This window comes from Pseudomonas sp. S2_A02 (genome assembly GCF_054668495.1).
In genome coordinates, this window is record NZ_CP162776.1 from 4,366,155 (window position 1) to 4,376,939 (window position 10,785).

Annotated in this window: 10 protein-coding genes, 4 tRNA genes and 2 rRNA genes; all 16 read left to right on the top strand. The window is 52.9% G+C overall.

All coding sequences use genetic code 11. From position 1 onward, the window contains the following. Positions 1 to 124 precede the first annotated feature (124 nt). Positions 125 to 3,017, top strand: a 23S ribosomal RNA gene (locus tag AB4O41_RS19885). A gap of 158 nt (positions 3,018 to 3,175) precedes the next feature. Continuing rightward, positions 3,176 to 3,291: ribosomal RNA gene (gene rrf, locus AB4O41_RS19890) — 5S ribosomal RNA — on the top strand. A gap of 136 nt (positions 3,292 to 3,427) precedes the next feature. Continuing rightward, positions 3,428 to 4,387, top strand: a complete 960-nt coding sequence (birA, locus tag AB4O41_RS19895; RefSeq protein ID WP_460144386.1) for a bifunctional biotin--[acetyl-CoA-carboxylase] ligase/biotin operon repressor BirA — start codon at positions 3,428 to 3,430, stop codon at positions 4,385 to 4,387. Then, entirely contained in the window at positions 4,377 to 5,126 is a 750-nt protein-coding gene (locus AB4O41_RS19900; protein ID WP_460144387.1) for a pantothenate kinase, read from the top strand. Before birA ends, AB4O41_RS19900 begins: the two co-directional genes overlap by 11 nt. Before the next feature lie 7 nt (positions 5,127 to 5,133). Beyond that, a complete protein-coding gene (locus AB4O41_RS19905) occupies positions 5,134 to 5,574 on the top strand; it encodes a hypothetical protein (protein ID WP_460144388.1) in 441 nt (146 codons plus the stop codon). A gap of 142 nt (positions 5,575 to 5,716) precedes the next feature. Further along, positions 5,717 to 5,801 (top strand) — tRNA-Tyr (locus AB4O41_RS19910). A gap of 24 nt (positions 5,802 to 5,825) precedes the next feature. After that, a tRNA-Gly gene (locus AB4O41_RS19915) sits at positions 5,826 to 5,899 on the top strand. 26 nt (positions 5,900 to 5,925) lie between these two features. Next, positions 5,926 to 6,001: transfer RNA gene (locus AB4O41_RS19920), tRNA-Thr, on the top strand. An 84-nt stretch (positions 6,002 to 6,085) separates the two neighbouring features. Next, the gene (gene tuf / locus AB4O41_RS19925; protein ID WP_007896619.1) at positions 6,086 to 7,279 is read left to right on the top strand and encodes an elongation factor Tu; all 1,194 of its coding nucleotides are present in this window, start codon (positions 6,086 to 6,088) and stop codon (positions 7,277 to 7,279) included. Positions 7,280 to 7,332: 53 nt separating this feature from the next. Beyond that, positions 7,333 to 7,408: transfer RNA gene (locus AB4O41_RS19930), tRNA-Trp, on the top strand. 45 nt (positions 7,409 to 7,453) lie between these two features. Continuing rightward, complete coding sequence (secE, locus tag AB4O41_RS19935) at positions 7,454 to 7,822, top strand: preprotein translocase subunit SecE (protein ID WP_007896620.1); 369 nt, start codon at positions 7,454 to 7,456, stop codon at positions 7,820 to 7,822. 9 nt (positions 7,823 to 7,831) lie between these two features. Then, complete coding sequence (gene nusG, locus AB4O41_RS19940) at positions 7,832 to 8,365, top strand: transcription termination/antitermination protein NusG (protein ID WP_007896622.1); 534 nt, start codon at positions 7,832 to 7,834, stop codon at positions 8,363 to 8,365. A gap of 117 nt (positions 8,366 to 8,482) precedes the next feature. Then, positions 8,483 to 8,914: a 50S ribosomal protein L11 gene (gene rplK / locus AB4O41_RS19945; protein ID WP_008008888.1), complete on the top strand. Its 432-nt coding sequence runs from the start codon at positions 8,483 to 8,485 to the stop codon at positions 8,912 to 8,914. Continuing rightward, positions 8,914 to 9,609, top strand: a complete 696-nt coding sequence (gene rplA, locus AB4O41_RS19950) for a 50S ribosomal protein L1 (RefSeq protein ID WP_007896626.1) — start codon at positions 8,914 to 8,916, stop codon at positions 9,607 to 9,609. The genes rplK and rplA overlap by 1 nt, the downstream gene beginning before the upstream one ends. Before the next feature lie 198 nt (positions 9,610 to 9,807). Continuing rightward, positions 9,808 to 10,308, top strand: a complete 501-nt coding sequence (gene rplJ / locus AB4O41_RS19955) for a 50S ribosomal protein L10 (RefSeq protein ID WP_038981297.1) — start codon at positions 9,808 to 9,810, stop codon at positions 10,306 to 10,308. 74 nt (positions 10,309 to 10,382) lie between these two features. Beyond that, complete coding sequence (gene rplL / locus AB4O41_RS19960) at positions 10,383 to 10,748, top strand: 50S ribosomal protein L7/L12 (protein ID WP_038981298.1); 366 nt, start codon at positions 10,383 to 10,385, stop codon at positions 10,746 to 10,748. Positions 10,749 to 10,785: the final 37 nt, after the last annotated feature.

Genomic DNA, 10,785 nt, shown 5'->3' on the forward strand with positions numbered 1-10,785 from the left:
AACGTTACTTTCACTGGTAACGGATCAGGCTAAGGTAAAATTTGTGAGTTGCTCTTTATGAGCAAGAATCGAATTTTCGGCGAATGTCGTCTTCACAGTATAACCAGATTGCTTGGGGTTATATGGTCAAGTGAAGAAGCGCATACGGTGGATGCCTTGGCAGTCAGAGGCGATGAAAGACGTGGTAGCCTGCGAAAAGCTTCGGGGAGTCGGCAAACAGACTTTGATCCGGAGATGTCTGAATGGGGGAACCCACCTAACATAAGTTAGGTATCTTAAGCTGAATACATAGGCTTAAGAAGCGAACCAGGGGAACTGAAACATCTAAGTACCCTGAGGAAAAGAAATCAACCGAGATTCCCTTAGTAGTGGCGAGCGAACGGGGACTAGCCCTTAAGTGGCTTTGAGATTAGCGGAACGCTCTGGAAAGTGCGGCCATAGTGGGTGATAGCCCTGTACGCGAAAATCTCTTAGTCATGAAATCGAGTAGGACGGAGCACGAGAAACTTTGTCTGAATATGGGGGGGACCATCCTCCAAGGCTAAATACTACTGACTGACCGATAGTGAACTAGTACCGTGAGGGAAAGGCGAAAAGAACCCCGGAGAGGGGAGTGAAATAGATCCTGAAACCGTATGCGTACAAGCAGTGGGAGCCCACTTTGTTGGGTGACTGCGTACCTTTTGTATAATGGGTCAGCGACTTATTTTCAGTGGCGAGCTTAACCGAATAGGGGAGGCGTAGCGAAAGCGAGTCTTAATAGGGCGTCTAGTCGCTGGGAATAGACCCGAAACCGGGCGATCTATCCATGGGCAGGTTGAAGGTTGGGTAACACTAACTGGAGGACCGAACCGACTACCGTTGAAAAGTTAGCGGATGACCTGTGGATCGGAGTGAAAGGCTAATCAAGCTCGGAGATAGCTGGTTCTCCTCGAAAGCTATTTAGGTAGCGCCTCATGTATCACTGTAGGGGGTAGAGCACTGTTTCGGCTAGGGGGTCATCCCGACTTACCAAACCGATGCAAACTCCGAATACCTACAAGTGCCGAGCATGGGAGACACACGGCGGGTGCTAACGTCCGTCGTGAAAAGGGAAACAACCCAGACCGTCAGCTAAGGTCCCAAAGTTATGGTTAAGTGGGAAACGATGTGGGAAGGCTTAGACAGCTAGGAGGTTGGCTTAGAAGCAGCCACCCTTTAAAGAAAGCGTAATAGCTCACTAGTCGAGTCGGCCTGCGCGGAAGATGTAACGGGGCTCAAACCATACACCGAAGCTACGGGTATCACTTAGGTGATGCGGTAGAGGAGCGTTCTGTAAGCCTGTGAAGGTGAGTTGAGAAGCTTGCTGGAGGTATCAGAAGTGCGAATGCTGACATGAGTAACGACAATGGGTGTGAAAAACACCCACGCCGAAAGACCAAGGTTTCCTGCGCAACGTTAATCGACGCAGGGTTAGTCGGTCCCTAAGGCGAGGCTGAAAAGCGTAGTCGATGGAAAACAGGTTAATATTCCTGTACTTCTGGTTATTGCGATGGAGGGACGGAGAAGGCTAGGCCAGCTTGGCGTTGGTTGTCCAAGTTTAAGGTGGTAGGCTGGAATCTTAGGTAAATCCGGGATTCTAAGGCCGAGAGCTGATGACGAGTGTACTTTTAGTACACGAAGTGGTTGATGCCATGCTTCCAAGAAAAGCTTCTAAGCTTCAGGTAACCAGGAACCGTACCCCAAACCGACACAGGTGGTTGGGTAGAGAATACCAAGGCGCTTGAGAGAACTCGGGTGAAGGAACTAGGCAAAATGGCACCGTAACTTCGGGAGAAGGTGCGCCGGTGAGGGTGAAGCATTTACTGCGTAAGCCCACGCCGGTCGAAGATACCAGGCCGCTGCGACTGTTTATTAAAAACACAGCACTCTGCAAACACGAAAGTGGACGTATAGGGTGTGACGCCTGCCCGGTGCCGGAAGGTTAATTGATGGGGTTAGCTAACGCGAAGCTCTTGATCGAAGCCCCGGTAAACGGCGGCCGTAACTATAACGGTCCTAAGGTAGCGAAATTCCTTGTCGGGTAAGTTCCGACCTGCACGAATGGCGTAACGATGGCGGCGCTGTCTCCACCCGAGACTCAGTGAAATTGAAATCGCTGTGAAGATGCAGTGTATCCGCGGCTAGACGGAAAGACCCCGTGAACCTTTACTATAGCTTTGCACTGGACTTTGAATTTGCTTGTGTAGGATAGGTGGGAGGCTTTGAAGCGTGGACGCCAGTTCGCGTGGAGCCAACCTTGAAATACCACCCTGGCAACTTTGAGGTTCTAACTCAGGTCCGTTATCCGGATCGAGGACAGTGTATGGTGGGTAGTTTGACTGGGGCGGTCTCCTCCTAAAGAGTAACGGAGGAGTACGAAGGTGCGCTCAGACCGGTCGGAAATCGGTCGTAGAGTATAAAGGCAAAAGCGCGCTTGACTGCGAGACAGACACGTCGAGCAGGTACGAAAGTAGGTCTTAGTGATCCGGTGGTTCTGTATGGAAGGGCCATCGCTCAACGGATAAAAGGTACTCCGGGGATAACAGGCTGATACCGCCCAAGAGTTCATATCGACGGCGGTGTTTGGCACCTCGATGTCGGCTCATCACATCCTGGGGCTGAAGCCGGTCCCAAGGGTATGGCTGTTCGCCATTTAAAGTGGTACGCGAGCTGGGTTTAGAACGTCGTGAGACAGTTCGGTCCCTATCTGCCGTGGACGTTTGAGATTTGAGAGGGGCTGCTCCTAGTACGAGAGGACCGGAGTGGACGAACCTCTGGTGTTCCGGTTGTCACGCCAGTGGCATTGCCGGGTAGCTATGTTCGGAATAGATAACCGCTGAAAGCATCTAAGCGGGAAACTAGCCTCAAGATGAGATCTCACTGGGACCTTGAGTCCCCTGAAGGGCCGTCGAAGACTACGACGTTGATAGGTTGGGTGTGTAAGCGCTGTGAGGCGTTGAGCTAACCAATACTAATTGCCCGTGAGGCTTGACCATATAACACCCAAGCAATTTGACTACTCGAAAGAGCATCAGATTGCGGTGTGTGAAGACGAAATGAACCGAAAGTTCGAAAATGCTCACAAAACACCAAGCTGTCACATACCCAATTTGCTGAAGCGAGGCCACCTGGTCACGACTCAGTACCCGAATTTCTTGACGACCATAGAGCATTGGAACCACCTGATCCCATCCCGAACTCAGCAGTGAAACGATGCATCGCCGATGGTAGTGTGGGGTTTCCCCATGTGAGAGTAGGTCATCGTCAAGATTAAATTCCGAAACCCCTATCTGCGTATGCAGGTAGGGGTTTTGTTTTGTCCGCAGGAAAATCTCGCTTGTAGGGTTTCTATGCAACAGCCCGGGGCATGGCTATCATGCGGGCCTCATTGTGAGGCGAGACTTGCATGCTGACGTTGTTAAAGCTTCTTAAGGATGGTCGATTCCATTCGGGCCAAGCCCTGGGTGCTGCCTTGGGCGTCAGTCGTAGCGCTGTATGGAAGCAGCTTCAGCACTTGGAAGCTGAGCTCGGTTTATCCATTCATAAAGTGCGCGGTCGCGGCTATCAACTGGCTGCGCCGTTGACACTGCTTGATCCTGCGGAAATAAGCGCGCGGGCGCTTTCTTGCGAGTGGCCCATTCTAGTCTTCGATTCAATTGACTCTACCAACGCTGAAGCCTTGCGTGCTATCGAGCGTGGCCAGCCTGCGCCGTTTCTGGTGCTCGCTGAGCGGCAGACGGCTGGTCGTGGGCGGCGTGGACGCAAATGGGTGAGTCCGTTCGCGGAAAACATCTATTACAGTCTGGTACTGCGCATTGATGGTGGGATGCGGCAGCTGGAAGGCTTGAGTCTTGTGGTCGGGCTTGCCGTAATGCAAGCCTTGCGAGGGCTTGGTATTTCAGGTGTGGGGTTGAAGTGGCCGAATGATGTTCTGGTGGGGCAGCAAAAGATTGCGGGAATACTGCTCGAATTAGTGGGGGATCCCGCTGATGTGTGCCACGTGGTGATCGGCGTCGGAATAAATGTGAACATGCAGATGACCGATGAGGTTGATCAGCTATGGACGTCCATGCGCCTCGAGTCGGGTAAGGCTGTTGATCGCAATCATCTGGTTGCGGAGTTAGGGTTGATGCTCCAGGCCTATTTAAATCGCCACCAGGCCGGCGGATTTCCGGCGATACAGGCGGAGTGGGAGCAAAATCATCTATGGCAGGGGCGGGCGGTATCGTTGATTGCCGGTGTTAGTCAGATAGATGGTGAGGTGCTGGGTATTGATGGCCAGGGTGCCTTGCGCTTGAAGGTGAATGGTGTGGAGAAGGTCTTTAGTGGTGGCGAGCTCAGTCTGAGGTTGCGTGATGATTCTTGAGCTCGATTGTGGAAACAGCTTCATCAAGTGGCGTGTGCTCGGCGAGGATATCCGGCGGGTGATTGGCGAGGGGGTCGTTGATTCGGATCTCGCATTGCTGGAGAGCTTGAGAGGGCTCAAGGGGCTCGCTCTCATGCATTGTCGTTTAGTCAGTGTCAGAACCGCCGAAGAAACCAGTGCGCTGATTTCTCTGTTGACCGAGGCTTTCGGCGTTTCCGTAGTGTGCGCGGCACCGGCTCGGGAGATGTCCGGGGTTCGAAATGGCTATGAGGAGTTCGAGCGGCTAGGGCTTGATCGCTGGCTTGCAATGCTCGGAGGATTTCATCTGGCTTCGGGTGCTTGTCTGGTGCTCGACTTTGGTACGGCTGTTACGGCTGACTTTGTTGCAGGAGATGGTGAGCATCTCGGAGGATTTATCTGTCCGGGGATGCCTTTGATGCGCAACCAGCTGCGTACCCATACCCGTAGAATTCGCTATGGAGATCTTGCTGCCGAGCGCGCTTTGGAGAGTCTTGTTCCTGGGCGCACAACCGTCGAGGCGGTCGAGCGAGGTTGTTTGCTAATGTTGAGAGGGTTTGTCCTGGCTCAGCTAGAGTTGGCGCGCAGCTATTGGGGAGAAGATTTCGTAGTCTTCCTGACTGGAGGAGATGCTGATCTTGTCTCCGAGATTGTGCCCGAGGCCAGGGTGGTTCCAGACCTGGTATTTGTGGGTTTGGCGATGGCGTGTCCCTTGTCCTGAGGTTTTTATGCGTTGGTTGTTCCTGTTGTTGCTTGTTCTCAATGTGTTCTATTACGTCTGGCACCAACAGGAGGCTCCGCTTCGCGCGAAAGATGTAACCCCTTTGAGTCTGTATCGCGGCTCGCAGCAGGATATTCGTTTGTTGAGCGAGGCAACTGATACCGCTCGAGACAAAGGAAAACCTACTCAGGCGGATAGCAGTTGTCTCTATCTGGGTGGTTCTGCTCGACAGGAAGTCGCTCAGGTAATCGAGCGTCGATTGAGTGACATGGATATCAAGTTTCAATCCTTGCCGAAGGATCTCCCCGAATATGCTGGTTACTGGGTGCGCATAGCCCCGGAAAGCCGGCGTTTGCTGGGTGACTCGCAGTTGCAAAGCCTTTCTAAAGAATTCAATGAGTTAAAACATAAAATAATGCCGTGCGAGGGGGTTGCACCCGTCGAATAGTTTGCATAGAATGGCGCCCGCTTCGCAGTGAAGACCTTTAACGGTCAGCAGTGTGAATCGAGGTCAACGCAGCTAACCTCAGGTTTTTAATGAGAAAATGCTTGACAGAAGGCTGGCATGATATAGAATGCCGGCTCGCTTAGGAGGGGTTCCCGAGCGGCCAAAGGGATCAGACTGTAAATCTGACGTCTACGACTTCGAAGGTTCGAATCCTTCCCCCTCCACCATTTTTAGCGAGAGCTGCAAGCTCCGCGGGTATAGTTTAGTGGTAGAACCTCAGCCTTCCAAGCTGATGATGCGGGTTCGATTCCCGCTACCCGCTCCAAGTTTGCAGGTCCTGCAAAGTGTTACGCTCTTGTAGCTCAGTTGGTAGAGCACACCCTTGGTAAGGGTGAGGTCAGCGGTTCAAATCCGCTCAAGAGCTCCATATAACAAGGCAGATATGAAAATATCTGCCTTTGTTTTAATGGCTGATAGTACTTGCTTAATTCTTCTGCTAGGGGTGATTTCGATGGCTAAGGAAAAGTTCGAGCGTAACAAGCCGCACGTCAACGTTGGAACCATTGGTCACGTAGACCATGGCAAGACGACGCTGACCGCTGCTTTGACCCGCGTCTGCTCCGAAGTGTTCGGTTCGGCAAAGGTTGACTTCGACAAGATCGATAGCGCCCCAGAAGAAAAAGCTCGTGGTATCACCATTAACACTGCTCACGTTGAGTACGATTCGGCTGTGCGTCACTACGCACACGTTGACTGTCCAGGTCACGCCGACTACGTAAAAAACATGATTACCGGTGCTGCGCAGATGGATGGTGCGATTCTGGTTTGCTCGGCCGCTGATGGTCCGATGCCGCAAACCCGTGAGCATATCCTGTTGTCCCGTCAGGTTGGTGTTCCGTACATCGTTGTCTTCCTGAACAAGGCTGACATGGTTGACGACGCTGAGCTGCTGGAGCTGGTTGAGATGGAAGTGCGTGATCTGCTGAGCACTTACGATTTCCCAGGTGATGACACGCCGATCATCATTGGTTCGGCGCTGATGGCGCTGAATGGTCAAGACGACAACGAGATGGGTACTACCGCTGTCAAGAAGTTGGTCGAGACTCTGGATAGCTATATTCCGCAGCCTGAGCGTGCTATTGATAAGCCGTTCCTGATGCCGATCGAGGATGTGTTCTCGATCTCCGGTCGCGGTACTGTTGTGACTGGTCGTGTTGAGCGTGGCATTGTCCGCATTCAGGAAGAAGTAGAGATTGTTGGTCTTCGTGACACTGTCAAAACTACTTGCACTGGTGTTGAAATGTTCCGCAAGCTGCTCGACGAAGGTCGTGCGGGTGAGAACTGCGGCGTTCTGCTGCGTGGTACCAAGCGTGATGATGTTGAGCGTGGTCAGGTTCTGGTCAAGCCCGGCACTGTCAAGCCGCATACCAAGTTTACTGCTGAGGTTTACGTTCTGAGCAAGGAGGAGGGTGGTCGTCATACGCCATTCTTCAAGGGTTACCGTCCACAGTTCTACTTCCGTACAACTGACGTGACTGGTAATTGCGAACTGCCAGAAGGTGTTGAAATGGTGATGCCGGGTGATAACGTTCAAATGACCGTTACCCTGATCAAAACCATTGCGATGGAAGATGGTCTGCGTTTCGCTATCCGTGAGGGCGGTCGTACCGTCGGCGCTGGTGTCGTAGCAAAAGTCATCGAGTAAGTTGTTGTAATGTCTTTTTCAGGCCGGCATAATGGTCGGCCTGATTTTGTTTTAGGTCAGTAGCTCAATTGGCAGAGCGACGGTCTCCAAAACCGTAGGTTGGGGGTTCGATTCCCTCCTGACCTGCCAGATTCACTTGGTGTGTCTGGCTTTCTTTTCACAGGATCTTCATAGATGACTCCTAAAGCTGAAGCTCAAGGCTCTCGCTTCGATCTGCTCAAGTGGCTAGTAGTAGTCGCTTTGGTGGTTGTTGGCGTTGTTGGCAATCAGTATTACTCTGCTTCGCCGATCCTGTACCGCGTACTCGCTTTGCTTGTTATTGCTGCTGTAGCTGCCTTTGTAGGCCTGCAGACAGTCAAGGGCAAGTCTTTCTTTGTACTGGTTAAGGAAGCTCGCACCGAGATTCGTAAAGTCGTATGGCCAACTCGCCAAGAAACCACGCAGACCACGCTGATTGTTGTGGCTGTTGTTCTGGTTATGGCGTTGCTGTTGTGGGGGCTTGATTCCCTGCTCGGCTGGCTTGTTTCCTTGATTGTCGGCTAAGGGTGTCCCGTGGCTAAGCGTTGGTACGTTGTGCATGCTTACTCCGGTTACGAGAAGCATGTCATGCGCTCGTTGGTAGAGCGCGTAAAGCTGGCTGGCATGGAAGATGGCTTTGGCGAAATTCTGGTTCCCACTGAAGAAGTGGTTGAAATGCGTAATGGCCAGAAACGCAAAAGCGAGCGCAAGTTCTTCCCAGGTTATGTGCTGGTTCAGATGGATATGAACGAGGGTACTTGGCACTTGGTCAAGGATACTCCTCGGGTGATGGGTTTCATCGGCGGTACTGCTGATAAGCCTGCGCCGATCACTGATAAAGAGGCAGAAGCGATTCTGCGTCGCGTTGCTGATGGTAGCGACAAGCCGAAGCCGAAGACGTTGTTCGAGCCAGGCGAGTCGGTACGTGTCAATGATGGGCCGTTTGCCGATTTTACCGGCACGGTTGAAGAAGTTAACTACGAGAAGAGCCGGATCCAGGTGGCAGTGCTCATTTTCGGTCGCTCTACTCCGGTAGAGCTAGAGTTCAGCCAGGTCGAAAAGGTCTAGCTGAGCAAGCATCCCAACCCCGCAGCCCCAGGCTGTGGGGTTTTGTCGTCACTGGGATAAACGCGCAAGTAACCGGGGAGCCTTTCGAGGCGTTCGAACCCGTAATTGGAGTGCCTCATGGCCAAGAAGATTACCGCTTACATCAAGCTGCAAGTGAAGGCCGCTCAGGCTAACCCAAGCCCACCTGTTGGTCCTGCTCTGGGTCAGCACGGCGTGAACATCATGGAATTCTGCAAGGCTTTCAACGCCCGTACTCAGGGTATTGAGCCAGGTCTGCCGACTCCAGTGATCATCACTGTCTACAGCGACCGTAGCTTCACTTTCGAAACCAAATCCACACCTGCTTCGGTTCTGCTGAAGAAGGCTGCTGGTCTGACTAGCGGTTCCGCTCGTCCGAACACCGTTAAGGTTGGCACCGTGACCCGTGCTCAGCTGGAAGAAATCGCGAAAACCAAAAACGCGGATCTGACTGCAGCTGATATGGAAGCAGCCGTGCGTACTATCGCCGGTTCTGCTCGTAGCATGGGCCTTAACGTGGAGGGTGTGTAATGGCTAAGTTGACCAAGCGTCAAAAGGCTATCGCCGGCAAAATCGAAGCAGGCAAGTCCTACAACTTTGTAGACGCTGCTGCTCTTCTGGCTGAGCTGTCGACTGTCAAGTTCAGCGAGTCGTTCGACGTTGCTGTGAACCTGGGTGTTGACCCGCGTAAATCCGACCAGGTCGTTCGTAGCGCTACTGTGCTGCCACACGGCACAGGCAAGACTGTTCGTGTTGCTGTGTTCACCCAGGGTCCAGCTGCCGAGGCCGCTTTGGCTGCCGGCGCTGACCGTGTAGGTATGGACGACCTGGCTGCCGAAATGAAAGGCGGCGACCTGAACTATGACGTAGTTATCGCATCCCCGGATGCCATGCGCGTTGTTGGTCAGTTGGGTCAGATCCTGGGCCCGCGCGGCCTGATGCCTAACCCTAAAGTCGGCACTGTAACTCCAGACGTAGCTACCGCGGTTAAAAACGCCAAGGCTGGTCAGGTTCGTTATCGCACCGACAAAAACGGCATCATCCACACCTCCGTTGGCAAAGTCGGCTTCGATGCCGTCAAGCTGAAGGAAAACGTTGAAGCCCTGATCGCTGATCTGAAGCGTATCAAGCCAGCTTCCTCGAAAGGTATTTACGTCAAGCGCGTTACCCTGAGCACCACCATGGGTCCAGGCCTGGTCATCGACCAAGGCTCGCTCGACGCGTAAGACACAGGTTGGCGCAAGCGATTGCGCCAATTGAAAGATTGGGGTCCCTGCCTGGCGGGGGCTATCCAAGACCGTAGGCGGCGCAAGTCTTAAACCACAAGCCTACGCAGATGGTGCTCCCGGTTCCTTACCGAATCAGACACCAAAACGACATCCGGCTTCGGTTGGATGAAACGGTAACAAGCAGGAGTTAAACCCGTGGCAATTAAACTCGAAGACAAGAAGGCCATCGTCGCTGAAGTCAACGAGGCTGCCAAAGTCGCTCTGTCCGCTGTCGTGGTTGATGCCCGTGGCGTAACAGTAGGCGCAATGACCGGACTCCGTAAAGAGGCTCGTGAAGCTGGCGTTTACGTACGTGTTGTACGTAACACCCTGCTCAAGCGCGCTGTTGCTGACACTGAATACAGTGTTCTCAATGACGTGTTCACCGGCCCGACCCTGATTGCATTCTCGAACGAACATCCGGGCGCTGCTGCCCGTATTTTCAAAGAGTTTGCCAAGGGTCAGGACAAGTTCGAGATCAAGGCAGCTGCGTTCGAGGGCAAGTTCCTCGCAGCTAATCAGATCGACGTACTGGCAACTCTGCCGACCCGTGACGAAGCAATTTCCCAGCTGATGAGCGTGATTCAAGGCGCTACCAGCAAATTGGCTCGTACTCTGGCGGCAATTCGCGACCAGAAAGAAGCTGCTGCAGCCTAAGGCTCGTCAACTTCTCGCGTTTTTTGTTTATTTCGATGGTCGCGTAGGCCGTCCCCCAATTCAGGAATTGAGTCATGTCTCTGACTAACGAACAAATCATCGAAGCAATCGGCCAGAAATCCGTAGTGGAAATCGTTGAGCTGATCAAATCGATGGAAGAAACCTTCGGTGTTACCGCTGCTGCTGCATCGGCTGGTCCAGCTGCTGCTGCCGCCGTTGTTGAAGAACAAACTGAATTCAACGTCATGCTGACCGAAGCTGGCGAGAAGAAAGTTAACGTGATCAAGGCAGTACGTGAACTGACCGGTCTGGGCCTGAAAGAAGCCAAGGCTGTAGTTGACGGCGCTCCTGGCATCGTTCTGGAAGCTGTTTCGAAAGACGCAGCTGACAAAGCAAAAGCCACTCTGGAAGAAGCAGGCGCTAAAGTCGAGCTGAAGTAAGCATCGACTTTGCACCTCCAGCCCGAGCGTTAAGCGA